27 protein-coding genes and 5 tRNA genes (1 of these 32 only partly in view) are annotated in these 25,406 nt (G+C 36.8%); 3 read left to right on the top strand and 29 right to left on the bottom strand.

All coding sequences use genetic code 11. The annotated features are described in order from the left end of the window. The 6 genes from AAG068_RS01425 to AAG068_RS01400 form a co-directional block, all read right to left on the bottom strand. Nucleotides 1-63: transfer RNA gene (locus AAG068_RS01425), tRNA-Asp, on the bottom strand (it extends 13 nt beyond the left edge of the window). Nucleotides 64-109: 46 nt separating this feature from the next. Continuing rightward, a tRNA-Val gene (locus tag AAG068_RS01420) sits at nucleotides 110-185 on the bottom strand. Nucleotides 186-189: 4 nt separating this feature from the next. Next, a tRNA-Glu gene (locus AAG068_RS01415) sits at nucleotides 190-264 on the bottom strand. An 8-nt stretch (nucleotides 265-272) separates the two neighbouring features. Next, nucleotides 273-363, bottom strand: a tRNA-Ser gene (locus AAG068_RS01410). Between the two features lie 3 nt (nucleotides 364-366). Then, nucleotides 367-441, bottom strand: a tRNA-Asn gene (locus AAG068_RS01405). A gap of 113 nt (nucleotides 442-554) precedes the next feature. After that, nucleotides 555-1,013, bottom strand: coding sequence for a SprT family protein (locus tag AAG068_RS01400; RefSeq protein WP_342716682.1), 459 nt, complete (start codon nucleotides 1,011-1,013; stop codon nucleotides 555-557). Between the two features lie 195 nt (nucleotides 1,014-1,208). Here AAG068_RS01400 and cmpA point away from each other — a divergent pair, with 195 nt between their 5' ends. Further along, nucleotides 1,209-1,325, top strand: coding sequence for a cortex morphogenetic protein CmpA (gene cmpA, locus AAG068_RS01395; protein ID WP_001143642.1), 117 nt, complete (start codon nucleotides 1,209-1,211; stop codon nucleotides 1,323-1,325). 57 nt (nucleotides 1,326-1,382) lie between these two features. Here cmpA and AAG068_RS01390 read toward each other — a convergent pair whose 3' ends face one another. The 6 genes from AAG068_RS01390 to acpS all read right to left on the bottom strand — a co-directional run bounded on the left by AAG068_RS01390 (nucleotide 1,383) and on the right by acpS (nucleotide 7,325). After that, a complete protein-coding gene (locus tag AAG068_RS01390; protein ID WP_342716681.1) occupies nucleotides 1,383-3,551 on the bottom strand; it encodes a Tex family protein in 2,169 nt (722 codons plus the stop codon). A 67-nt stretch (nucleotides 3,552-3,618) separates the two neighbouring features. Beyond that, a complete protein-coding gene (gene ndoA / locus AAG068_RS01385) occupies nucleotides 3,619-3,969 on the bottom strand; it encodes a type II toxin-antitoxin system endoribonuclease NdoA (protein WP_000635963.1) in 351 nt (116 codons plus the stop codon). A 4-nt stretch (nucleotides 3,970-3,973) separates the two neighbouring features. Further along, nucleotides 3,974-4,261: an antitoxin EndoAI gene (locus tag AAG068_RS01380; protein WP_000004570.1), complete on the bottom strand. Its 288-nt coding sequence runs from the start codon at nucleotides 4,259-4,261 to the stop codon at nucleotides 3,974-3,976. 309 nt (nucleotides 4,262-4,570) lie between these two features. Then, a complete protein-coding gene (alr, locus tag AAG068_RS01375) occupies nucleotides 4,571-5,740 on the bottom strand; it encodes an alanine racemase (protein ID WP_000390601.1) in 1,170 nt (389 codons plus the stop codon). Nucleotides 5,741-5,858: 118 nt separating this feature from the next. Continuing rightward, nucleotides 5,859-6,809 (bottom strand): LolA family protein, encoded by a 951-nt coding sequence (locus tag AAG068_RS01370; protein ID WP_342719695.1) that lies wholly within the window; start codon nucleotides 6,807-6,809, stop codon nucleotides 5,859-5,861. Nucleotides 6,810-6,965: 156 nt separating this feature from the next. After that, a complete protein-coding gene (acpS, locus tag AAG068_RS01365) occupies nucleotides 6,966-7,325 on the bottom strand; it encodes a holo-ACP synthase (RefSeq protein WP_342716678.1) in 360 nt (119 codons plus the stop codon). A gap of 92 nt (nucleotides 7,326-7,417) precedes the next feature. Between acpS and AAG068_RS01360 the strand changes: the two genes are divergently transcribed. Further along, nucleotides 7,418-7,966 carry a rhomboid family intramembrane serine protease gene (locus AAG068_RS01360; protein WP_342716677.1) on the top strand — a complete coding sequence of 183 codons (549 nt, stop codon included), beginning with the start codon at nucleotides 7,418-7,420 and terminating at the stop codon, nucleotides 7,964-7,966. A gap of 162 nt (nucleotides 7,967-8,128) precedes the next feature. On the opposite strand, the gene uvsE is transcribed toward AAG068_RS01360, so the two are convergent. The 14 genes from uvsE to AAG068_RS01290 all read right to left on the bottom strand — a co-directional run bounded on the left by uvsE (nucleotide 8,129) and on the right by AAG068_RS01290 (nucleotide 21,159). Then, a complete protein-coding gene (gene uvsE / locus AAG068_RS01355) occupies nucleotides 8,129-9,091 on the bottom strand; it encodes a UV DNA damage repair endonuclease UvsE (protein ID WP_342716676.1) in 963 nt (320 codons plus the stop codon). 95 nt (nucleotides 9,092-9,186) lie between these two features. Beyond that, a complete protein-coding gene (locus AAG068_RS01350) occupies nucleotides 9,187-10,773 on the bottom strand; it encodes a DEAD/DEAH box helicase (RefSeq protein ID WP_098669235.1) in 1,587 nt (528 codons plus the stop codon). 305 nt (nucleotides 10,774-11,078) lie between these two features. After that, on the bottom strand, nucleotides 11,079-12,455 hold the full coding sequence (gene murF / locus AAG068_RS01345) for a UDP-N-acetylmuramoyl-tripeptide--D-alanyl-D-alanine ligase (RefSeq protein WP_342716675.1): 1,377 nt from the start codon (nucleotides 12,453-12,455) through the stop codon (nucleotides 11,079-11,081). A gap of 61 nt (nucleotides 12,456-12,516) precedes the next feature. Further along, nucleotides 12,517-13,602 (bottom strand): D-alanine--D-alanine ligase, encoded by a 1,086-nt coding sequence (locus AAG068_RS01340; RefSeq protein WP_342716674.1) that lies wholly within the window; start codon nucleotides 13,600-13,602, stop codon nucleotides 12,517-12,519. Between the two features lie 232 nt (nucleotides 13,603-13,834). Then, nucleotides 13,835-15,106 (bottom strand): MDR family MFS transporter, encoded by a 1,272-nt coding sequence (locus AAG068_RS01335; protein ID WP_342716673.1) that lies wholly within the window; start codon nucleotides 15,104-15,106, stop codon nucleotides 13,835-13,837. Between the two features lie 106 nt (nucleotides 15,107-15,212). Next, the gene (locus AAG068_RS01330; protein ID WP_342716672.1) at nucleotides 15,213-16,628 is read right to left on the bottom strand and encodes an amino acid permease; all 1,416 of its coding nucleotides are present in this window, start codon (nucleotides 16,626-16,628) and stop codon (nucleotides 15,213-15,215) included. A 232-nt stretch (nucleotides 16,629-16,860) separates the two neighbouring features. Then, nucleotides 16,861-18,033 (bottom strand): homogentisate 1,2-dioxygenase, encoded by a 1,173-nt coding sequence (locus AAG068_RS01325; RefSeq protein ID WP_342716671.1) that lies wholly within the window; start codon nucleotides 18,031-18,033, stop codon nucleotides 16,861-16,863. Then, nucleotides 17,999-18,955, bottom strand: coding sequence for a fumarylacetoacetate hydrolase family protein (locus AAG068_RS01320; protein WP_342716670.1), 957 nt, complete (start codon nucleotides 18,953-18,955; stop codon nucleotides 17,999-18,001). The genes AAG068_RS01325 and AAG068_RS01320 overlap by 35 nt, the downstream gene beginning before the upstream one ends. A 66-nt stretch (nucleotides 18,956-19,021) precedes the next feature. Further along, nucleotides 19,022-20,140 carry a 4-hydroxyphenylpyruvate dioxygenase gene (gene hppD / locus AAG068_RS01315; protein ID WP_342716669.1) on the bottom strand — a complete coding sequence of 373 codons (1,119 nt, stop codon included), beginning with the start codon at nucleotides 20,138-20,140 and terminating at the stop codon, nucleotides 19,022-19,024. Nucleotides 20,141-20,450: 310 nt separating this feature from the next. Continuing rightward, on the bottom strand, nucleotides 20,451-20,570 hold the full coding sequence (locus AAG068_RS01310; protein WP_342716668.1) for a DUF3948 family protein: 120 nt from the start codon (nucleotides 20,568-20,570) through the stop codon (nucleotides 20,451-20,453). Between the two features lie 33 nt (nucleotides 20,571-20,603). Next, complete coding sequence (locus AAG068_RS01305; RefSeq protein ID WP_001984868.1) at nucleotides 20,604-20,720, bottom strand: DUF3948 family protein; 117 nt, start codon at nucleotides 20,718-20,720, stop codon at nucleotides 20,604-20,606. A gap of 33 nt (nucleotides 20,721-20,753) precedes the next feature. Then, a complete protein-coding gene (locus AAG068_RS01300; protein ID WP_001984868.1) occupies nucleotides 20,754-20,870 on the bottom strand; it encodes a DUF3948 family protein in 117 nt (38 codons plus the stop codon). A 33-nt stretch (nucleotides 20,871-20,903) separates the two neighbouring features. Beyond that, on the bottom strand, nucleotides 20,904-21,011 hold the full coding sequence (locus AAG068_RS01295; RefSeq protein ID WP_000664237.1) for a DUF3948 family protein: 108 nt from the start codon (nucleotides 21,009-21,011) through the stop codon (nucleotides 20,904-20,906). Between the two features lie 40 nt (nucleotides 21,012-21,051). Continuing rightward, a complete protein-coding gene (locus AAG068_RS01290; RefSeq protein WP_000664237.1) occupies nucleotides 21,052-21,159 on the bottom strand; it encodes a DUF3948 family protein in 108 nt (35 codons plus the stop codon). A 450-nt stretch (nucleotides 21,160-21,609) separates the two neighbouring features. Here AAG068_RS01290 and AAG068_RS01285 point away from each other — a divergent pair, with 450 nt between their 5' ends. After that, nucleotides 21,610-22,482 (top strand): Cof-type HAD-IIB family hydrolase, encoded by an 873-nt coding sequence (locus AAG068_RS01285; RefSeq protein ID WP_076870259.1) that lies wholly within the window; start codon nucleotides 21,610-21,612, stop codon nucleotides 22,480-22,482. 39 nt (nucleotides 22,483-22,521) lie between these two features. Here AAG068_RS01285 and AAG068_RS01280 read toward each other — a convergent pair whose 3' ends face one another. From AAG068_RS01280 to opp4C, 3 genes are read right to left on the bottom strand one after another with little or no spacing between them, the layout of a single operon-like run. Next, the gene (locus AAG068_RS01280; protein ID WP_342716666.1) at nucleotides 22,522-23,487 is read right to left on the bottom strand and encodes an ABC transporter ATP-binding protein; all 966 of its coding nucleotides are present in this window, start codon (nucleotides 23,485-23,487) and stop codon (nucleotides 22,522-22,524) included. Further along, nucleotides 23,484-24,464, bottom strand: a complete 981-nt coding sequence (locus tag AAG068_RS01275) for an ABC transporter ATP-binding protein (RefSeq protein ID WP_342716665.1) — start codon at nucleotides 24,462-24,464, stop codon at nucleotides 23,484-23,486. The genes AAG068_RS01280 and AAG068_RS01275 overlap by 4 nt, the downstream gene beginning before the upstream one ends. Before the next feature lie 10 nt (nucleotides 24,465-24,474). Beyond that, a complete protein-coding gene (gene opp4C / locus AAG068_RS01270; protein WP_000447987.1) occupies nucleotides 24,475-25,398 on the bottom strand; it encodes an oligopeptide ABC transporter permease in 924 nt (307 codons plus the stop codon). Nucleotides 25,399-25,406: the final 8 nt, after the last annotated feature.

Genomic DNA, 25,406 nt, shown 5'->3' with positions numbered 1-25,406 from the left:
CGGGGTCGAACCGGCGATCTCCTGCGTGACAGGCAGGCATGTTAACCACTACACCACGGGACCATTTAATCTTTAAATTAATGTCATTTTAATTTTCATTATAATATTATGGTGGAGGATGACGGGATCGAACCGCCGACCCCCTGCTTGTAAGGCAGGTGCTCTCCCAGCTGAGCTAATCCTCCGAAGTGGTGACCCGTACGGGATTCGAACCCGTGTTACCGCCGTGAAAGGGCGGTGTCTTAACCACTTGACCAACGGGCCAATATGAATGGCAGAGAAGAAGGGATTCGAACCCTCGCACCGCGTTCGCGATCTACTCCCTTAGCAGGGGAGCCCCTTGAGCCACTTGGGTACTTCTCTGTATGGCTCCGCAGGTAGGACTCGAACCTACGACCGATCGGTTAACAGCCGATAGCTCTACCACTGAGCTACTGCGGAATAATGAAGACAATTTGTATCTTATAAAATTTCTCATCGTAAGTCAAGAAGTTTTTTACAACATCTTGTACAAACGTGACATGTTTATAATATACTGGATTGCGTTTTCACTGTCAAGATGTTTTCTTTATGAGAATTAGTTTCCCTTTACACTTTCCGCAGACATATTTTTTTGTATTTATTTGACGTCTTCTTACATATTGAAGTAAACACTCCATACATTCATACATATAAACCTTTTTTTCTTTCTCTTCATTTATCATTGGTTTACAAAAGCGTGGTGCACCAACTGCCTTTAATAATTCACGAAAATCCTTATCCCTGTGCTTATACCCTCTTCCTGTAATATGTAAGTGATAATGGCAAAGTTCATGTTTAACGATTCCAACTAATTCTTCTTTCCCATACATTTCGTAATATCGATAATTCAGTTCAATATTGTGTGTATTCAATAGATAACGTCCACCAGTTGTACGCAATCTACTATTAAACATCGCCTTATGTAAAAACGGCATTCCGAAATATTGTAGCGATACTTCTTCCACTAGCCGCTGTATTTCTTGCTCATCCACTTTCATTCCTCCTAAACAAAAAAATATTTTTACACTTTTCTCCTCTCTTATACATATATTAAATAGTACATATACCCATCCTCATTCAAGAAGCGTGGTTTCTAAAAACATAGCAGAAGTAGAAATCCACTCACCAACCTCTCATCAATAGTACCTTACATTTTTGAGAGTAGGATTAAACAAGGAGGGATTCCTATGCCTACATGGCTCAAAAAACAAATGCAACGCGCATATTTTGAAAAAAACCGGTATCAAATTAAATTGTTAAATGAATGCTGGTTTTATTATAGCAAAATACATCAAAGCTCATAATTCATTACACATTTTACCCCATAAAAAAAGAGCAGTTTCATCTGCTCTCTTCTCTTACTATTCAATCGGCAACATTGATAGTGCAACGCGACCTTTTTTCGTATCAATATCATCTACCCATACTTTGACGATTTGTCCGACAGATACGATATCTAACGGATGTTTCACGTATTGTTTGCTTAGTTTAGAAATATGTACCAGACCATCTTGTTTTACACCTACATCAACAAAAGCACCAAAATCGACAACGTTACGAACTGTTCCTTCTAGTTCCATACCACGTTTTAAATCTTCTAATTTCAAAATTCCTTTTTTCAGAAGTGGTTTAGGTAACTCATCCCTCATATCTCGCTCTGGACTAATGAGTGCATCTATAATATCAACTAATGTTGGCTCTCCAACTCCCGTTTCTTGTGACAACTTAGCAATCTCCACTTCTTCTAAGCTCTTTTGTAATTGCGGTTGCCCTACATCATCTTTGGATAACCCTAGATTCTTTAATAACAATTCAACATTTTTATATTGTTCTGGATGAATACCTGTTCGGTCTAACGGATTTGTACCTTCTAATATACGTAAGAAACCTATACATTGTTCATATGTCTTCGCACCTAGACGTGGTATTTTCTTTAAGTCTGTTCGTTTTGTAAATTTCCCTTCTTCTTCACGCTTTGCTACAATATTTTTCGCAACAGTTTTCGATAAACCCGAAACATATTGTAATAACGCAACTGAAGCTGTATTTACATTCACACCGACTTGGTTAACTGCCGTCTCTACTACAAACGTTAATGATTCATTCAACCTCTTTTGAGATACATCATGTTGGTATTGTCCAACCCCAACTGATTTAGGATCAATCTTTACAAGTTCAGCAAGCGGATCTTGCAGACGTCTTCCGATAGAAACAGCACTTCTTTCTTCAACCTGTAAATCTGGGAATTCCTCACGGGCTAAATCAGAAGCCGAATATACACTCGCACCAGCTTCGTTCACAATAATATAGAAGACTTCTCGTTTCACATTTTGTAATACATCAACTATAAATTCTTCCGATTCTCTAGAAGCTGTACCATTCCCAATCGCAATCATTTCAACTTGATATTTATCTATAATAGAAAGAACTTTCATTTTTGCATCTTCATATTTACGCACTGGTGGATGCGGATAAATAACATCAATATATAGAACTTTCCCCGTATCGTCTACAATAGCTAATTTACAACCCGTTCTATATGCAGGGTCTACAGCTAACACAACCTTTCCTTTCATTGGAGGTTGTAATAACAAATTACGTAAGTTCTCAGAGAAAATATGTATCGCTTGTTCTTCGGCTGTTTCTGTTAATTCTTTTCGAATCTCTCTTTCAATAGAGGATTGAATTAAACGTTTATAACCATCCTCAATTGCCAATTTTACATACTGTGCACTTTTTGAATCGTTATCACGAATTACTTTCTTATATAAGAAAGCTACTATCTCATCTACTGGTGGAACGACAGAAACTCTCAATATATCTTCTTTCTCACCGCGATTCATCGCTAATACACGATGCGGCACCACTTTCTGCAACGGTTCTTCATAGCTATAATACATTTCATATATATTCTTTTCATCTTTCTCTTCATCTTTTACAGCCGAAGACATAACACCTTTTCTAAAAGTAACATTCCGAATCCAACTACGATACGACGCTTCATCTGAAACAATTTCTGCAATAATATCTTGAGCACCTTGTAATGCTTCTTCTGCAGATTGCACTTCTTTCTCAGCATTCACAAACTCCATTGCCTTCTGATTTGGATCTTCTTTCGTATATAACAATAACCATTCAGCTAATGGCTCTAACCCTTTTTCTTTTGCAATCGTTGCTTTCGTTCTTCTCTTTTCTTTATATGGACGATATAAATCTTCTACTTCTTGCAACTTTGTAGCTTTCACAATTTGCTGACGTAATTCTCCTGTCAGTTTCCCCTTCTCATCAATAAGACGCAGAACCTCTTCTTTCCTATCTTCAAGCTGCATCATATATTGCCATCTCTCTAAAATTGTACGAATTTGCACTTCATCTAAAGAGCCTGTCCATTCTTTTCGGTAACGAGCAATAAATGGAACTGTGTTACCTTCTTCTGTTAATTGAATAACATGACGAACTTGCTTTTCGGTAAAGCCTAATTCCTTCACTAACATTTTCATTAACGCTTGTCGATTATCTACCATTTCCATATACAACCGTAACCTCCTCTATAATAAAAAAAGTTGCCCTTCAAAGAGAGCAACTTAAACTGCCGATTTAAAAATCTATTAGTCCTAAACTAATTTGTAGCGCTTCATCTACACGAATCATCATCACTTCATCTAAGTGAGTGATTTTGTCCGTTAAGCGCTGCTTATCGATTGTTCGAATCTGCTCAAGTAAAATAACAGAATCTCTCTCAAAACCGTACTTTTTCGCATCAATTTCCACATGAGTGGGTAATTTCGCTTTTTGAATCTGTGCAGTAATAGCCGCTACAATCACCGTTGGACTAAAACGATTTCCGATGTCATTTTGAATGACAAGAACCGGACGAACGCCTCCTTGCTCAGAACCAACAACTGGGGAAAGGTCTGCAAAATACACGTCGCCGCGTTTTACAATCAAAATATTACCCCCCGCTAACTAAGCGTTCTACTGTATGAGCTGCTTCATACTCTGCTAAGAAAGCTTCAGATGCAATACCAAGATTAATTTTTCCCATTTCAATGTACCCACGTCGCATTGATTCATGTTGGTAGCGTTTCTTCGTCTTATGTTGACGCAATAACAGTTGTGTTGCCTGGCAAATTAGTTCATGGCGATTCTTATTCTCTTGTTTTCCAATTCCGTCCAATTCCGTTACCATTTGCTTTGGCAACCGAACCACGATTTCAGTAGTTACACTTGATTCGGACACAAAAATACACCTCCACCGTCAACTACACACCCAAATATATATATGACACCTATTGTAATAATACCATTGTATGGAGCCTGTTGCAAAGACTTCCTTATTCCTTGCTTATGTTTTCCAATTCACAAACAAAACATTCATATTCTTTTATTTTTTATCTCATTACAACAAGAAACGGAAGAGTTTCCGCGCTAAATTCACGTTAAAGTATGTTAAAAGTAATGATAAGTAAAAAGCTTCTCGTCAAAAATGAACTTATTCTTAACTAATGAACAGTCCTCTCAAATGACAAGAAGCAAATCATACTACCTTCTATATATCGTTCAAATAATTAATTACTTCCACAACTTTACCATTCCGTATAAATATTCTCGGCACACGGAAACTGATCGTCGTAATAATTTCATAATTAATAGTTCCTGAATATTCCGCAACCTCTGTAGCGCTAATATATTCATCTCCTTGCCTTCCAATGAGTGTAACTTTCGTACCAAGAGGCACTTTACAAGGAAGGTGTATCATAAATTGATCCATCGTTACTCGACCTACAATCGGTACCCTTTTACCATTTACAAGCACTTCAAATCCTTGTAATCTTCTAAGCCAGCCATCTGCATAACCAATTGCAACGGTCGCAATCCATTCTTCAGTTTTCGTTCGATAAGTGACGTTATAACTAATTCCATCCCCTTTAATCACCTGTTTAATATGAGCAACTTTCGTATGCAATGATAAAGCTGGTTCTAATTTAAACGGTAAAAAAGGGCGTATTTCTACAGATGGAGATAACCCATACATCGCAATACCAATTCGTACTGCATTAAATGTAATCCCTTGAAAACGTAGCGTTGCAGCACTATTAGCTGTATGAACAAACTTAGGATCCACTCCGAATTCTTTCAACCAACTTAACTGCTCCAAAAATGTGTTATATTGCTTATCGAAGTAAGAAGTCTCCACCTCATCTGCTGTTGCAAAATGTGTATAAACTCCTTCTAATTCTAAAAATGGTGCACCTTCTAAGCTTTTTAAAAATCCTTTTAATTCTTTACGTTCACGTATTCCAATTCTCCCCATACCACTATCGAAATTAATATGGTATTTCATCGTAGACGAACCATCCCAAAGTTTGATTGCTTCGTCCACCCATTCTTTTTGAAAAACGGTTAACGCCACATCATTTTCAGCAGCTACATTTATATCACGAGGAGGAGAAGGACCTAACACTAAAATTGGCGCAGTAATACCGGCTCTTCGAAGCACTAAAGCTTCATCTAAGAATGCAACTGCTAACCTTGTCGCCCCCGCTTCTAATGCTGTTTTAGCCACCGGTACATAATCGTGCCCATATGCATTCCCTTTAACTACGGCAAAAATTTCTACATCACTCGGGATAAATTCTTTAATATGTGTAACGTTGTTATAAATGGCATCTAAATCCACTTCCACCCAAGTGTCACGGTAAAATGGTGCTTCTTCCATAAATACACTTCCTTATACACGATATGCGAAGCTTATTCCTTTATATGCTTCTTTTATGAAATCCACCCTTCAAACTAAGAAAAGACGTGGTGCACATATATCACCACGTCTAAGAAGTTTACTTCACTTGCTTCTCTGTAACTGAACGAGCAACCATTAATAGCTCCTTCGGCTCTAAACCTTTAGACACGAGCATATATTCTACTCCATTATGCGACCACGTTAAAGAGTCTTTCGTCAATGCTCCAATTGTAAAGCCAAGGTCAACCAATTCTCCGCTCACACTTATTGCTGACGAAGCCTCTGCAACTTTTGCCTTTTCTTGTATTAAAGTAAAGGATTTCTTACTTCCAGTGTATGTGAGTATCGCACGCTTGCCACTGTCTGTCTTCAACTCTTTTTCATCTTTCAAAGTCATACCTTGCGGCGTATCACGTGGATACAAAATAGCAAATGGTTTTTCTTCTTTCGCTGTCGTTTGAACATCTACTTGCGCTCTAGACATATTTTGTTTCGTATCAAATGCACCTTTATCAAATTTCGCATCAAATTTCACTTTTGAGAAATCTACTTTCACAAGAACATTTTGATCATTATCCATTAACTTCACCGAAACTGGTGTTAAATCACTTTTCTTCAATGTAATCTCTTGCCTCGGCAACATGTTTTGATGTTGATAGTTTGTTTTTGTTTTAAAAATATAATACTTATCTGTTTTTTCAAAAGTAAGGTTTTTCTTATCCTGCAAAATATCTCTCACAAGGGATTCATATAAATAAGCCTGGCTACTATTTTGCGGCCAATCACTTTGGAAACGAAAACTCTTATTAAGCGCTGGTGTTAATACAAATACACCTTCTTCATTTCTTAAAATAATTTGGCTTTGATCTTTTTTCGCATTTTGCAAATTCACACGATAAAAGGAAGGTTCTTTATGCCATATTTCCACCTTATACTCCTGAGGCTCATTCCCTGTTTTAATAGATAATTTTGCTTCAGCTTGATAACTTTTCATTCCTTTTACTTTTGACTCTAAATCTCTCACAACATCATCTTGTTTCTTTTCCATACAACCGACCAACACAAAAACGGTTAATAAACCGACAAGAACTAAAAACAGACGCCTTTTCATCACTTCAGCCCCTTTGCCCCTATAAATGAGTGGAAGATGTGCCTTCCTTATCGCTACCACAAATATATGAGACAAAGATATAAAATATGCAGACTAGCTTGACGAGCTTTCTAAAACCACTTGAGCAACAGCAAATTCCTTACTATGACTAATTGATAAATGAACAATATGCTCTGTACTTGTAAGAAGAATTGGCTTCCCTCTATCATCATTTCTTACTTCAATATCTAAAAAACTTACTTCTTTCCCGATACCAGTGCCTACCGCCTTTGAATACGCCTCTTTTGCTGCAAACCTTCCAGCTACAAACTCTGTAAGACGGCTTCCCTTCAGCTCCTTAGCAACATTACGTTCACCTTCAGTTAAAATACGTTCCAAAAATTTAAGCTTTCCATCTAGCATTTTTTCAATTCGATTCAATTCAATAATATCGATTCCAATCCCTACAATCATTTCAAAATCCCCTTCTTCTATTTAGCTTTCTTTTTTCATATTGTAAGAATAACAGAGAATCTTTCTGATGCAAAAGGAGTGATACTCACAACATGCTAATACCATCCGTCCGCATTTCCTTACAACCAACTGTCATCGCTTTACTTCTCATACAATTATTCATGATTATGTTAGGCGACTTTTTTCTCTTTCCTATGGCAGCTTATAATGAATATATCGCTAAAGGAGAATGGTGGCGTCTCATAACTTCTCTGCTTGTACATGTAGACTTACAACATTTTCTTTCTAATAGTATTTGTTTATTCGTGCTTGGCTCTTCTATTGAAAAACAACTAGGGCATTTTTCTTTCATCATTATTTTTTTCCTTTCTGGCATCCTTGGAAATATTTCTTCTTATCTTATTATGCCTCTTGAATATATTCATGCCGGGGCATCCGGCGGTATTTTCGGATTGCTAGGTGCACAGTTATTTCTATTGTATAGTCGATATCGTTCTTCCAATCCAAGAGACATCACTATTTTTTCAATTATGATATGTATATTATTACTATTCACTTTCTTCAATCCCTCTGCCAATCCTATCAGCCATTTAACAGGATTGATCATTGGTAGTATTTGCACCCCTTTATTGATAAAGTGAAACTTTAATCAGTGGGGGGCCATCCCCCACTGATTATTAGTTGAACCAATCGGGCTTTTACGGGCAGCCCTACTCCCACCTCCCCCTCGTATTCACCAAATTTTAAGGTGGGAGTCTTACTGCCCGTTAATAGCGGGGTAAAAAAACTCGATGGCGCAGAGCTCATTTAATATAAAAGCTTGCACCATCGACAATTTCCACATCTGTTTGTTCACTTAAATCTCTCATGAGTTGAAATAAAGACTCATCCTTCTTCTTCGCTTCAATCATACAATCAATTTGCGGAACACTTCCCTTTATCTTTTTTAAAAAAGATAAAAAAGTATCTACATCAATAAAATCCGCATGCGCCCTCGGGTCTTTTCCCTCTCTAGGACTAGAAATATGCATTTTTACTGGTAACAAAGACGATTCCCACGTATGTACAACACGCACCCAATCTTCATGCCAATCTTCTCGATTATGATTCATCATATGGTGATGCAAATCAAATACAACGGGAATGTCCAGTTTTTCTCCTAAATATAATGTTTCCTCCAGCGTAAAAGTTGTATCGTCATTTTCTAACATAATCATTTCCTGAATACTTCTTGGGACATTAGACCAATTCTCTATAAAACGCTCTAATGCGAGCTCTTTATCTTTATATCCGCCACCAACATGCATTACACATCGTTGCTTATGTTCAATCCCCATGCCTTTTAACAACTTTTTATGCATTTGTAATGTCTTTACAGATTGTTTAAAAATACTCTCCTCAGGTGAATTGAGTACAACAAAATGATCTGGATGAAAATCGATACGCATATTCATACGAATTGCATATTCACCTAGCTCTTTCAGTTTTTCTTTTAAAGGACGAATATAGTTCCAGTCTAATAACTCCTCATGATTTGCCAGAGGGATGAGCTTGGAACTAAGTCGAAAGAACGATATATCATGTCCTCTATTATGCTTTAATAGTCGCAAACAGTTTTCCAAATTCGAATTGGAAATTCTTTCAAGTTTGCGAATCGCCGCTTCTCGATCATCTATTTTTTGAAACTGCGCATACGTCATCGTTTGAGATGGAGATGCGTTTTTCAAATGTACACTCATTGCAACATACCCAAGTCTTACAAGCATGTAGCACCTCATTTCTACACAAGTTATTATGTAGTATGTACAATTACAGAAATAAAAAAAGAGAATACCGGCAAAGGGCATTCTCTTTTTTATTATTAAGCTTGCGGCTTACGACTATGATGCTTTCTTTCCCCGCGTCCGTTTGAAGATCCTGGGCGACCTTGACCTTCTCCACGACGACCACGGTTGCCATCACGGCTACCTTCACGATTACGATCACGGTTACCGTCGCGATTACGACCATCACGGTTACGATCACGGTTACGACCATCGCCACCGCGTCCATCACGACTACGATTACGGTTACCATCACGGTATCCGCCTCCGTTACCACCGCGTTTTTTAGAACCGCCACCTCTTGCAACAACTGGTGGTTCTGATGTTAAAGCGATTGGAGTTGTATCCGGCTCTTTTGTCATCATTTTTAAAGCAGCAGCTACTACTGTTACAGAGTCATTCTCTTCTAACATTTCTTCTGCAATACGCTTGTAGTATGATAAGTTCTCATTTTGGATTGTGTTTTGAAGCTTTTCAGCGATTAAACGTTGTTGACCTTCTAATGCCTCGTCAAGTGTCGGTGCTTCCATACGGTCAACTTTACGTTTTGTTGTACGCTCGATATTTTTTAATTGTCCTGATTCACGTGGTGTTACAAATAACATTGCAATACCTTTTTTACCTGCACGGCCAGTACGACCGATACGGTGAACGTATGATTCTGGATCTTGTGGGATATCGAAGTTGTATACGTGTGTTACGCCTGAAATATCAAGACCACGTGCAGCAACGTCTGTTGCAACAAGAACTTCAATAGCACCTTCTTTAAATTTACGTAATACAGACATACGTTTCGCCTGTGTTAAGTCACCATGAATACCTTCTGCTGCATAACCACGTAAATTTAATGCTTCTGATAATTCATCAACACGACGCTTTGTACGACCGAATACAATCGCAAGCTCTGGAGATTGAATATCTAGTAAGCGTGTTAACACGTCAAACTTTTTCTTTTCTTGCACTTCTAAATAGAACTGCTGAATGTTTGGCATTGTTACTTCTTTTGCTTTTACTTTAATGTGTTGAGGCTCAGTCATGAAACGCTCAGCAATACGACGGATTGGATCTGGCATTGTCGCTGAGAATAGTAATGTTTGATGTGTTTCTGGCACATCTGTTAAAATCGCTTCAATATCTTCAATGAAGCCCATGTTTAACATTTCATCCGCTTCATCAAGAACAACAGTCTCAACGTTTTGTAGGCGAAGTGTTTTACGGTTAATATGATCTAAAATACGACCCGGCGTACCAACAATAATGTGTGGGTGTTTTTTTAGAGCACGAATTTGGCGGTTAATATCTTGACCACCATAAATTGGTAAAATACGAACACGTTTATGTTTACCAATTTTGTATAGCTCTTCTCCAACTTGAATTGCTAATTCACGCGTTGGCGCGATAACAATACCTTGAACTGCTTCTTTATTTGTATCCACTTTATCTAATAGTGGTAATCCGAATGCTGCTGTTTTCCCTGTACCTGTTTGTGCTTGCCCAATAATATCTTTACCTTGCAATGCATGTGGAATTGTTTCAGCTTGAATCGGCGTAGCCTCTTCAAAGCCCATACTTTCAACAGATTGCAGTAAAGACTCACTTAATCCTAATTCTCGAAATGTTGTCAATGTTACTTCTCCTTTTCTATCCTATACTTATCATTTAAAAAAAGGCGTTTTCCGAATTTGCGGAAAAGCCCTTTTCCTGAATGCTCACGTATATAAACGGGCGTATATTCTTCGCGAAAATACTTCTAAACGTTATTACACTTTATCAATTATAAGTTTTGTATGTGTAAAAAGCAAACCCAACTGTTACCTTATTTTCATATTCAGAGCTTTTTTCTTCACTTTTATTTTTTTATATTTACTGTAAGCGCTTATTATAAGTTTCTTCTATTTTCGTAACTATCATCCCTATTTATATACACCAATTATTTCAACATCGTAATTACTTCTTCTAATTTCATACCGCGAGATGCTTTTACTAATACAACATCTTTCGCGTCAACTACTGCTTGCAACTCTTTTACTAACTCCTCTTTATTATCATACGCCTTTACACGTTCATTAGGGAAATTAATTTTCGCTCCTTCAACAATTTGAGCCCCTAATTTACCATATGTGAACACATATGCGATTTTTGCTGGATCGATTAATTTACCTACTTCATAATGAAATTGTACTTCTTGATCTCCAAGCTCTAACATATCACCAAGCACAACTATTTTTTTAGCAAATCCATCTAAACCATTCATTAAGTGGAATGCCGCTTCCATAGCTGTCGGACTTGCATTATAAGCATCGTTGATAATTGTTAATCCGCTATTTGTTTTTACAATTTCCATACGCATACCTGTCATTTGAAGCGTTACTAAACCTTCTTTCATCTCTTCCCACGTTACACCAAAATGTTTCGCAATTGCCATAGAAGCAAGCGTATTATACACATTGTGTTTCCCTAATACCGGTAGATAGAATGAAATATTTTCTTCTCTATTCATTTTAAAGTGTGTCCCAGTCGCTTGTAACGTTACAGTCGTTGGATAGTAATCATTTGCTCTAGCATCACCAAACGTAACTGTTTCAGCTATTAAGTTCATTTCAGGAACACGATTCGTTAATAACGGCTCATCTCCATTATATACGAACACTCCACCTTCTTGTAATCCTGTCACAATTTCTAATTTCGCTTCAGCAATTGCCTCACGAGAGCCTAAGTCCATTAAATGCGCCTCACCAATGTTCGTAATAATAGCTGCATTTGGACGAGCTAACTTAGATAGGAATTCAATTTCCCCACGGCTTGACATTCCCATTTCTAATACAGCTACTTCTGTATTTTCTTCTAAGTTTAAAATAGTAAGAGGCAGCCCGATATGGTTATTGAAGTTTCCTTCTGTTTTTTGAACTTTAAATTTAGTCGCAAGAAGACTTGTTACAATATCTTTTGTAGATGTTTTACCGTTACTACCTGTCACACCAATCACTTTAACATCCAATTGATCGCGATAGTTTTTCGCTAACATTTGTAATGCTGATAGTGTGTCTTCTACAAAAATAACTGGAAGATTCTCAGGTGGATTTGCTACATCTTTCATCCATAATGTCGCTACAGCTCCATTTTCAACAGCTTTATCTACAAAAGCATGTCCATCGAAACGTTCACCTTGAATCGGAACATATAGATTTCCTTTTTCGATTTTTCTCGTATCAATAGACACTCCCTGTATAGTAATTCCCTCATATCGCTCTGCTAATCCCGTACCATTTATCATCTGTTCTACTTGTTTTAACGTTCGATTTATCATGAAAACACTCCTTACATAGAGGAAGCACTATTCCTGTGAATAGTGCCTCCTCCTTTTTTTGTTAGATTGTATATTTAATTTTTTGTTTTTCTTCGTGACGATCAATTGCTAAACGAATTAGCTCTTCAATTAATTCCGGATACGGTAATCCAGTATGTTGCCATAGTAGAGGGAACATACTAAACGGCGTAAATCCAGGCATCGTATTCACTTCATTAATATATACTTCTCCATCTTCCGTTAAGAAGAAATCAGCTCTTGTTAAGCCAGCACCATCTAACGATTGGAATGCAACAATCGCATCTCGTTTAATAACATTAGACTCTTCTTCTGTCATTTCAGCTGGAATAATTAACGCTGTATCACCATCGATGTATTTCGACTTATAATCATAGAAGTCTTTTTTCGGTACGATTTCACCTACAACTGAACATTTCGGCTCATCATTACCTAGTACCCCAACTTCTACTTCACGTCCAACGATATTTTCTTCTACAATAATTTTACGGTCAAATTGGAATGCCTCTTCAAATGCATTCTCAAGTTCTTCACGATTTTTACACTTATTAATACCAACACTTGAACCAAGGTTTGCTGGTTTTACGAAGCAAGGGTATCCTAATACTTCTTCTACCTTTTCATATGCTGTTTCACGATCTTTTTCCCATGCGCTACGAATGAATGATGCATATTTCGCTTGTTTCAATCCAGCTTCTGCAAAGATGTTTTTCATAACAACTTTATCCATACCAGCTGCAGATGCTAGAACACCATTTCCTACATAAGGAATGTTCATTAATTCTAATAATCCTTGAACCGTTCCATCTTCACCATTTGGTCCATGTAGTAATGGGAAAATAACGTCGATGGCATTTTCCTCAGAACCTGCAGATGGAATGATTTCTGTACTTAATGATAACGGAGAAATCGCATTTTCTGCACCGCTCATTTTTAGAACTTCAACATCTGTTACTTCACCTGCAATACGCTCACCACGAACCCATTGACCTTGTTCTGTAATATAAATTGGATGAATCTCGAATTTATCTTGATTTAATGCTTTAATAGCAGCAAGAGCCGTTTGTAGCGAAACTTGATGCTCAGCTGATTTTCCACCATATAATAAACCTAATTTAATTTTTGTCACTGAAATCACCCTAACCAATTGTTTTCATTTTTCTATTTTAGCACTTTTTATAAAAATAGGTAGTTCCTATTTGAAATAAAATGTAACTTCCACAAATAATTAAATGACACTACTTATTGGTTTTCTACACTTTTCCACTTAACTTTCTTCATAAATATATATAATTGTAACCCACTCTAGTTATGTACCTAAAATATGTAGAAATCTCCTTTTTGTGTATGTCATCTACTTATTAAGAAGATTGTTTGGTCAGTGTGCTCTTTTGCCTTTGTTCAACGAGACGATCTAAAGAAACATATACAATACCTGCAACTACACATCCTACAGCTAAAATTGTAAATAGCAAGTGGCCAAGTAATTGATCTAATAAAAAACCTCCAAGCAGTGGACCGAATGCGCTTCCTGTAATCCACTGCAAACTCGCAGCTCCCATATAAGTCCCTCTCAAATGCTCAGGAGCTAAATTTGCTACAAACGTCATCTGTACAGGCGACATAATCATCTCACCTAACGTATATATGGCATACACAAGCATGAGTGTTATTAAAATAACTGTAACATTCGCATCAAATTCCCCAAACCACTTCGGTAACCACCCTATAAAAAATAATCCAATCCCAAACAAACATGCACCATATAACATCGTCTTTCCGACAGGTTTATCTGTGGCCCATTTTGAAATGTGAAATTGGAACAACACAACTAATAATCCGTTTAGCGCCATTAAATATGGGTATGGATTGTTAGTTCCAAAAATATCCTTCATTTCATTATCAAAGTGCAGTGGCAACATGCCTTCTGTTTGAGAAAATCCCATCGAAATAATGATACCTGCTAATAAATAAATCATTAATGCCTTATCTCGCAATACAATTTTCCACACTGCTCCTGATTCCTTTTCTTTATTCTCTTCTTTATTCGTACTCTTTGGCATTGTCTCTTGAATAAGAATGAATACAAGTAATGCATAAAATAACATCGTAGACGAGGCAATAATAAACACGAGGTTCTTCGACAACATAACTACCGAAGCGCCCATTATTGGGCCAATTGCTGCACCTATATTGTGCCCCATTCGTAGTAAACCATATGCTTCTGTTCTTTTTTCTGGCGCTGTTACATCCGCAACCATCGCTGATGCAGCTGGATGAAATAACGAATTACTTAATCCTAAAAAAACAGATAAAATCGCATAAGGAATAAATCCTTCTATAAATAAAAAACCGAGCATTAATACCGCATTACTCGTCATCGAAAATATCATAATCGGCTTTCTTCCATATATATCAGCAATTCTTCCCCCTATAATTGATCCAAAGCTTGCAGCAATTGGAGAAAGCGCCATAATAACTCCAACCTGTAATAATGAATCTACCTTATCTTTTAAATATAATGCAAAAAAAGGCATCAACATCATCATTGCAATTCCATTTAACGTCTCACCAATAAATCGTATCCATACGTTACGGTCCATCTCCCTTAACTCACGCCACGTGTTTTTCATCATTCCCCCCCTTTGTTCACCACCAATTATCTTATAACACATTCAGAAAAATGTAAATTTTCAGAACAAAAATCCACCCTAACAGAATTAGGATGGATTTTTCTACTTATAAATTTGCTACATCGTCTTCGTCTTTACTATTATTTAAAGCACTATGTTTTCGGCTATATAAGAAGTAAACCGCAATACCGATAACCATCCATATACCAAAACTAATCCAAGCTGTTCCGGATAATTGAAGCATTAAGTATAAACAAAAAATTACCGTTAACGCTGGTAAAAATGGTACAAGCGGCGCCTTAAATGCTCTTGGTAAATCAGGATGAGTTCTTCTCATTACAATAACAGCAACAGCTACAAGTGCAAAGGCTGATAAAGTCCCCATATTTACAAGATGCGCCAATACATTTAAATCTATTAATCCTGAAATAAGTGCTGCAATAATTCCCGTTGTCCATGTATTTAAAAACGGTGTTTTAAATTTAGGGTGAACTTTAGCAAGACGCTTCGGCAATAATCCATCTCTACTCATTGCATACGAAACACGTACTTGCCCATACATCATAACTAACATTACTGTTGTGATCCCTGTAATTGCTCCTACCGAAATCACTCCCGCTAAACCATCTTGTCCAATAAATTGAAGTGCAAAAGCAACTGGATCTGATATATTTAGCTGACCGTATGGAACAATTCCTGTCAAAATAAGTGAAACAACAATATAAAGAACCGTACAAATTAATAAAGATGCAATAATGCCAATTGGTAAATCACGTTGTGGACGTTTCACTTCTTCTGCTGCCGTTGAAACTGCATCAAACCCTATGAATGCAAAGAACACTGTAGCAGCTCCAGCCATGACACCATCTAAGCCAAATGGCATAAAAGGCGTCCAGTTTTCAGGTTTCACATAATTAAAACCAGCAAAGATAAAAATAAGAACGACTGCTATTTTAATAAATACCATCACATTATTTACACGTGCACTTTCACGAACACCTCTAGATAAAAGAACTGTCATCACTAAAATAATTAGAACTGCAGGTAAATCAATTATTCCACCCTTTCCTGTACCAGGGGCTGAGGAGAGAATGGTAGGGATATGAATTCCAAATCCCTTTAATAAAGATTGGAAATAAGCGGACCAACCGTTTGCCACAGCAGATGTAGCAAGTAAATATTCAAGCATTAAGTCCCATCCAATTAAAAACGCGAATACTTCTCCCATCGTCGCATATGTGTACGTATACACACTGCCTGAGACAGGAACTGAGGAAGCAAATTCAGCATAACAAAATGCAGCAAAGGCACAAGCTAACGCGGCTATCGCAAACGATAATATAATAGCTGGTCCAGAATGTTTCGCTGCTACCACGCCCGTTAGAACGAAAATACCAGTTCCAACAATTGCCCCAATTCCAAGCATAGTTAAATCCAATGCGCCCAATGTTCTTGCTAACGTCTTTTGCTTACTTTCTTGCATTAATTTTGCAAGAGGCTTCTTTTGAAAAATTTGCTTCATAACATGCTCCTCCAAGTTTTAAATTTTCTGAAAATTTTTAATTCGCCTTTTTATTTTACTCATAGCACTTCCCACAGTCAATACTTTTGTCGAAATAAGTAGAAATCTTTCGGAACATACAATAATCCTTATCGTTGTTTCTATATATCTTTCCCTAACTTTTTTTGGTATTATTATACATGTCGATTCCATAAAAGAGGCATGCTCCCTTAGTGAGCATGCCTCTTTTTACCTATTTCACAGTATGTGAACCTTCTTCAATCCAGCTATACATATACTTTTCATCTTCTGTTTCATGTGCTTGTTTTACAATACGAAGCGGACGGAATGTGTCTATCATAACAGCTAGTTCAAGTGTTTCTTTCTTCCCTATACTTCCCTCTGTTTTCCCAGGATGTGGTCCATGCGGAATTCCGCTCGGATGAAGTGTAATAGAACCTTCTTCCACACCTTTCCGGCTCATAAAGTTTCCTTCTACATAGTACAGTACTTCATCACTATTCACGTTACTATGATAATATGGTGCTGGAATAGATTCTGGATGATAGTCGTATAAACGTGGTACGAAAGAGCAAATAACGAAATTGTGACCTTCGAACGTTTGATGTACTGGAGGTGGCTGATGAATACGACCTGTGATTGGTTCAAAGTCCTCTATATTAAAGACCCACGGATATAAATAGCCATCCCAACCAACAACATCTAACGGATGGTGTCCTAAAACATGTTTATGCATATATCCTCGCGACTTTGTCATTACGACAAAATCACCTTTTTCATCATACGTCTCTAATTTTTCAGGACCACGAATGTCTCTCTCACAAAACGGACTATGCTCTAACAATTGTCCGTATTCATTACGATAGCGACGCGGCGTTGTAATTTGACTATTTGCCTCTACAACAAGAAACTTAGTCTCCCCTTCATCTGGAATAACACGATAGATTGTTCCAATTGGAATCGTTACATAATCACCTTTTCGATAGTGAATCGTTCCAAACATCGTTTCAATTTTCCCTGTTCCGTAATGAACAAATAATATTTCATCGCCATCACCATTACGGTAGAAATAATCCATCTTTTCTGTTGGATTCACTACTCCAATTAATAAATCCTCATTCCCAAGCATAAAGTTTCTTCCACTTACTGCATCGCCAGTTTTTTTATTTTCTTTCGTGCGAAAATGCCGATGAGCAAGAGCTACATCTTCTTCATACTGCAACTGACAAGAATGAGATAATGCCGCATGACCTACTTCCGTTGGCATATAATAATGGTACAAAATAGATTGCGTACCAGAAAAACCTTTCGTTCCCATTACTTGTTCGCGATAGAGCGATCCATCCTTTTTACGGAATTGTACATGTCGTTTATGAGGTAGCTCCCCCATGTGACGATAAAACATGCCCATCACCTGCTTCCATTTCTTTTTTGACCGTATTACGTAATGTACCTAAACCAGTAATCGTAAGTTCTACAACATCTCCATCTTGCAGCCACTCTTCCGTGCCCAGTTCTAAAATACAACCTGTTCCTATTGTCCCAGAACCAATCACATCGCCTGGATATAACGTAACGTCTTCTGAAGCACGTTCAATCATTTCAGCAAATGTATAGTAAATGTCTTGGAAGTTCCCCTTTGATAATAGCTTTCCATTCACATGAGCAGTCATCTCTAACTCATGACGATCACCGTTACGATAAACATCTAGTTCCTCTTTCGTAACAAGCTGTGCTCCTAATGAAGTCGCAAAATCTTTTCCTTTTGCCGGGCCGAGTCCTACCTTCATTTCTGTCGCTTGTAAGTCCCTTGCACTCCAGTCATTCATAATACAATAACCAAAAATGTATTCCTCTGCTTGCTCACGAGAAATATTTCTTCCTTCTTTCCCAATTACGCAAGCAATCTCTAACTCATAATCAAGTTTTTTAGATTTCTTCGGACTGATTACAAAATCATCCGGACCAATTACAGCACGATGGTTCGTAAAATAAAAAACCGGGAAATCGTACCATTCAGGTACAACATCTAACCCTCTTCGGCCACGAGCTGTTTTTACATGCTGTTCAAACGCGTAAAAATCCCGAATACTACTCGGATTAGGAATTGCCGCCGCTAATTGTACTTCCTCTAAGGAATATATCCCCTTTTCCGGATTCTTAATATTACGTAATACTTCTACATACTCATCCGCTTTCTCTAAAAAGGCGAACATAGAAGAAGGTAATTTCCCATCACTAGCAAGATTTATATCAATTACTTTGTCACCTTCAAGCCATCCAGCTCGCATTTCTTTCGAAGGAAGACGAAATGTAACAAATTTCATCATGATTCCTCCCTATGAAAATGAAATTTCCACCAACAAAAGAATTTTTGCTGGTGGATATCAATTTTATAAATTTCCGCGACGCTCTTGTTCTCTTTCAATCGATTCGAATAATGCTTTAAAGTTTCCTTCTCCAAATCCGCGAGAACCTTTACGTTGAATGATTTCAATAAATAGAGTTGGACGATCTACAATTGGTTTCGTAAAGATTTGTAGTAAATAACCTTCATCATCGCGATCTACTAAAATCTTTAATTCTTTTAACCTATCAATTTCTTCATCAATTTTCCCAACTCGTGCAGTTAACTCATCATAATAAGTATCTGGTGTATCTAAAAACTCCACACCATTTTCACGAAGCGCTTCTACTGTTTTAACAATGTCATTCGTTAATAAAGCAAGATGTTGTACACCTGCTCCATTGTAGAACTCTAAATATTCTTGAATTTGTGATTTTCTCTTTCCATCTGCTGGCTCATTAATAGGGAACTTAATACGACTTCCATTTGTCATAACTTTCGACATTAGCGCTGAATACTCTGTACTAATATCATCATCATCAAAATGGATCATTTGTTTAAAGCCCATAACGTTCTCGTAATAACTAACCCACTCTTCCATTTTTTCAACATTACCAACTACATGGTCTACAGCAATTAAACCTGACTCTTCAAATGGAATATCAAACTCTGCCTTTTGGAATCCTGGCATAAATGTTCCTTTATAATTTTTACGCTCTACAAGCGTGTGAATTGTATCACCATACGTACCAATAACTGCTTTTTTCAATGTACCGTTCTCGTCTGTTAACTCTACAGGTGGAGCAATTGCGACGGCACCACGTTTCACAGCTTCTGAGTATGCTTTATCAACATCGTCAACAAGTAATGCCACATCTTTTACACCATCACCATGAGTCTTTACAAACTCTGCAATACGATTGTCGCTACTTAAAGCTCCAGACACAACGAAACGCATATTTTTTTGCACAAGAACATAAGATACTTTTTCACGGTTACCAGTTTCCAATCCAGAGTAAGCCACAATTTTGAACCCGAATGCTCTCGCAAGGTAATAACTTGATTGCTTTGCATTTCCTACGTAAAATTCCAAATGATCTACATCACGTACTGGAAAAAAGTCCTCCATTTGTGCAGCTAGCGTATCCATAGATTTTTGTTTCATAAAATCCTCATCCCCCTGTAAATAGATTAAATGGTTCATACTTAAAACCAACCGAAAACGCTTCCAACATCAATTAATAGAAATTAGTTAGCAAGCTAACAAATTCTGACTTTTAAAATTTTCTATCTTTTCTGTCAAATTCCTCTTTTTTTCTTACATATAAAATTCGACTTTTTTCTCTTTAAAATAAAGAAGGGCTATTTATACTTGAAGGGATATATAGAAGAAAAATAAAAAAGACCCCAACATATTAATTACTTACTAATACGCTAGAGTCTTTATTTTTTTTGAATAATTGTATTTATATGCCTCATACTAATACTTTTGCAAGAAATAGAATCAATGATGTTAATACTACCGCTCCACCTAATGATCCTAATAAATCTGTTTTTGTTACTTGTAACACTTGTTCACTGTTCATATTCCTCATTCTCCTTTCGTTTTATAGGATTTAAAACTTCTATTACACTAATACACTTGATAGAAATACGATTAATGCTGTTAATACTACTGCTCCACTTGCTGATCCTACGAAGTCACCTTTTGTTACTTGTAATACTTGCTCTTTCATATTTTTCATTCTCCCTTCTCTTCTTTTATTACAAAACTTTTATTATACTAACACGCTTGATAGAAATACGATTAATGCTGTTAATACTACCGCTCCACTTGCTGATCCTACGAAGTCACCTTTTGTTACTTGTAATACTTGCTCTTTCATATTTTTCATTCTCCCTTCTCTTCTTTTATTACAAAACTTTTATTATACTAACACGCTTGATAAAAATACGATTAATGCTGTTAATACTACCGCTCCACTTGCTGATCCTACGAAATCACCCTTTGTTACTTGTAATACTTGCTCTTTCATTTTGCATTCTCCTCTCTTTTTCTTTTTTACAAAACTTCTATTATACTAATACGCTTGATAGAAATACGATTAACGCTGTTAATACTACTGCTCCACTTGCTGATCCTACGAAGTCACCTTTTGTTACTTGTAATACTTGCTCTTTCATCTTATGTATCCTCCTTTTTAATCAGTTATCTATATGTAATTTCTAAGAAATGTTTATTTCACAGTTTTTATATTAGCGTTACATTAAATTTAATAACGTAACGTTTGTAACATTAATGTAACATAACTATTATTACCTTGCAATATAATTACGTAAATTTTATTACACTTTTTTTACGTTTTTTTATAAACATCCTCAAAAACCTTGATTTAATGCATTTTCTACTAATTTCATGTTTGTAACATTCATGTAATATTACAGTCATATAACGAAATATCCCCATACCTACCTCTACTTTTGTTACAAAGTAAGATAAATCTTTCATTAATAAAATGGAATCTATCAAATTCTTACTGATAGTTCATGAGAGATAAAATACAATCTTTCCAAGATAAGTTTATATGTTTCCTCTATATAACTATGTATAATAAAAACAAAGAGGTGGTCATTTTGAAATTAATCGCATTAGATATGGATGGTACACTACTATCATCTAATCTTGAAATCTCCAAAGAGAACTTACAAGCTATCCAAACTGCAAAAGAGGCTGGTCATATTGTCATGATTTGTTCTGGCCGTGCAAAAGAGGATGCTTTGAAATTATTGGAAGAGTATAAACTATCTCTTCCAGTTGGAGCGAGCAATGGGGCAATTGTTTATGTGGATGGAAAAGTAATTAACTCGCGTTGTTTACAAAACGATAAAGTATACAAGCTTGCAAAATTACTAGAATCTGAGGGTTTTCCCTATAAACTATATACGAATAAAGGAGTTTATTCTCCATATACATGGCAAGATCAAGTCATGCAAGCGTTCGAAGAAAACAAGCATGCACTAGATGTTACACTTGAGGAACTTGAAAGAATTACAGAAAAACAAAAGAAATCAAACTTAATTACTGATTTCCAAAAGATTGAAGATGTTGTAAATAATCCAGAATTAGAAATATCTAAATTCTTCATTTTGACATTTAATGCAGGGCATCGCGCACAGCTATTAAGTATGTTACAAGAAGACACTGATATTATGGTTACAGCATCTGCTCCTACTAATTTAGAAATTATGGATAAGAATGGACATAAAGGAAATGGACTGAAACAAATGGCAGCCCATTTTAATATACCAATTGAAGATACAGTTGCTATCGGTGACAATTTTAACGATGTACCCATGTTACAAGTAGCTGGTTTATCAGTTGCAATGGGAAACGCTGAAGAAGATGTAAAAAAACTATGTGATGTTGTAACATTAACAAACAATGAACATGGTGTTGCTCATGCAATCGAGCAATTTGTATTAAAACAAACTTCATCTAGTAAATAAAAAAAGGACTCTTTCAACCTCTGAAAGAGTCCTTCTCTTTTATACATGATGACAAGCAACAAAGTGCTCTGCACCAGCATGACGAAATTCTGGTACTGTTTTTTTACAAACATCCGTTGCAAATGGGCAACGTGTATGAAAACGACAACCTGAAGGTGGATTTGCTGGACTTGGAATATCCCCTTCTAGTATAATTCGTTCTCGCTTTACTGTTGGATCTGGTATTGGAACAGCTGATAATAACGCTTTCGTATAAGGATGTAGCGGATTGGTAAATAACTCATCACGCGGTGCTGTCTCCACAATCGTACCTAAATACATAATTCCAATCTTCGTACATAAATGCTCTACCACGCTTAAATCATGTGAAATGAACAAATAAGATAGTCCCTTTTTCTCCTGTAACTCACTAAATAAATTAATGATCTGTGCTTGAATAGATACATCTAGTGCTGCCACAGGTTCGTCAGCTACAATAAATTCTGGGTTTAATACCATAGCTCTTGCGATAACGATACGTTGACGTTGTCCACCCGAAAATTCATGAGGGTACCGGTCAATATGATATGGGGCTAAGCCACATAATTCTAATACTTCTGTCACTTTTTCACGAACATTTTCTTTCGTCGCTAATCCGTGAGCTAACATCGGTTCACCAAGCGCTTCCCCAATTCTCATTCTCGGATTTAATGAGCTAAATGGATCTTGGAAGACCAGTTGCATATTAGGACGATGTTTTCTCAATTCTTCCTTAGATAAAGAGTGAACATCTTGCCCTTTAAACCTCACTTCCCCTTCCGTTTTTTGGACGAGACGTAAAATTGTTTTTCCTATCGTTGTTTTTCCGCTTCCCGATTCACCAACGAGGCCGAATACTTCGCCTTTATTAATAGTAAAACTTACCCCATCAACTGCTTTTACATGTCCAACCGTTCTACTAAATATGCCGCCTTTAATTGGAAAATATGTTTTTAAGTTTTTTACTTCTAATAATGGTTCACTCATTGTCCCGCACGCTCCTCATATAACCAGCAAGCTACTTTATGATTTTCATCATGTACATTCAAATTTGGTGCTTCTTCTTTACATACTTCCATACAATGCTCACAACGACCGCTAAAGTAGCAAAACTCATCCAAACCAACTAAATTAGGAACTTGCCCTGGAATAGAATATAGTTTATCTATTCGTTTTCCCATCACTGGTTTTGATTTCAACAATCCTTTCGTATATGGGTGTTTCGGATTTTGGAATATCTCTAGTACCGGTGCTTCTTCAATAACTTTCCCGCCATACATAACGACAACGTAATCAGCCATTTCTGCTACAACGCCTAAATCATGTGTAATTAATAAAATGGATGTTTTAAATTCCTTTTTTATTTGCCTTAATAAATCTAATATTTGAGCTTGAATCGTAACATCAAGAGCCGTTGTCGGTTCATCAGCAATTAATAACTTAGGATTACAACTAAGTGCAACAGCAATCATAATACGTTGTAACATACCACCGCTCAGTTCGTGTGGATAAGAATGGACGATTTTATCCGCACGAGCTATGTCGACTTTACGAATTAACTCAATTGCCTTCTTATATGCTTCATTTTTACTAAGCAGTTCATGCTCCCTTAACGTCTCTACAATTTGTTCTCCTACAGTAAAAACTGGATTTAGCGATGTCATCGGTTCTTGGAAAATCATCGCAATATCATTCCCTCGTAAACTACGAAGCTCTTTCTCTTTCATTTCTAAAAGACTTTTTCCTTCATATAAAATATCCCCACCTACTACACTGCCTGATTCAGCAATAAGTCCCATAATAGATAAAGCTGTTACACTTTTCCCGCAACCCGATTCACCTACAACACAAACCGTTTCCCCTTCTCGAACAGCAAAACTAACATGGTTTACAGCCTTTACTGTCCCTTCCTCCGTTTGGAAATGTGTTTGTAAATCTTTCAGCTCTACTACCGCTTTACTCATATTCCCTCACCTACCGTCTCATCTTTGGATCTAACGCATCACGAAGTGCATCACCAAGTAAATTAATGGATACAACTGTTATAAAGATTGCAAAACCAGGCGGAATCCATAACCATGGGCGCTTTTGGAAATCAAGTAATGAGTTAGCTGCGCTAATCATATTCCCCCATGATGGTGTAGGTGGAACGACGCCGAGACCTAAATAGCTTAGTGCAGACTCCCCTAAAATGGAACCTGCAACGCCTAATGTGGATACAACAATTAATATTGGTAAAACATTAGGAATTAAGTGATAGATAATTTTTCGGTAATCTTTTATCCCTAACACATCAGCAGCTTGCATAAACGCTTGCTCTCTAAGTGATAAAATTTGACCTCTTACAAGACGCGCAAGCCCCGGCCAACCTACTAAACTTAAAATAATCATAATGACATATAGACGATAATCAGATGGTACTTTCCACTCTGATAAAATCGCACCCATTATAATAAGTAACGGTAATCCTGGCATCGACATTAAAATATCCGCAAGACGCATAATAATATTATCAACGATACCACGATAAAACCCTGCAATAGCTCCTAATACAGCTCCTAATATCACTGATAAAACCATGGAGGCTAGACCAATTGTTAATGAAATGCGTCCGGCTTGCATAAGCCTCGTTAAAATATCTCTTCCCAACTGATCTGTACCGAGCCAATGCGAAAAACTAGGTGGTTTATTAATTAATGTAACTTGTATTTTTCCTGATGCATATGGCGAGAAAAATGGTCCTATAAAACAAAATAAAAACATAAAAATTAATGCATACAATCCTACTAGTGCCATCTTATTTTTCTTTATCTTTTTAAGAGCTTGTCGCCACGGTGATGATTCATTTTTTCTTCTCTTTTTCTCCTTTTTTTCTGTAATCACTGTAATAGTTTCCATCCCATTCC

The organism is Bacillus paramycoides (assembly GCF_038971285.1).
In the GTDB taxonomy this organism is placed as follows: Bacteria; Bacillota; Bacilli; order Bacillales; family Bacillaceae_G; genus Bacillus_A.
The sequence above is the reverse complement of the archived record's forward strand: the minus strand, read 5'-3'. Positions and strand labels throughout refer to the sequence as shown.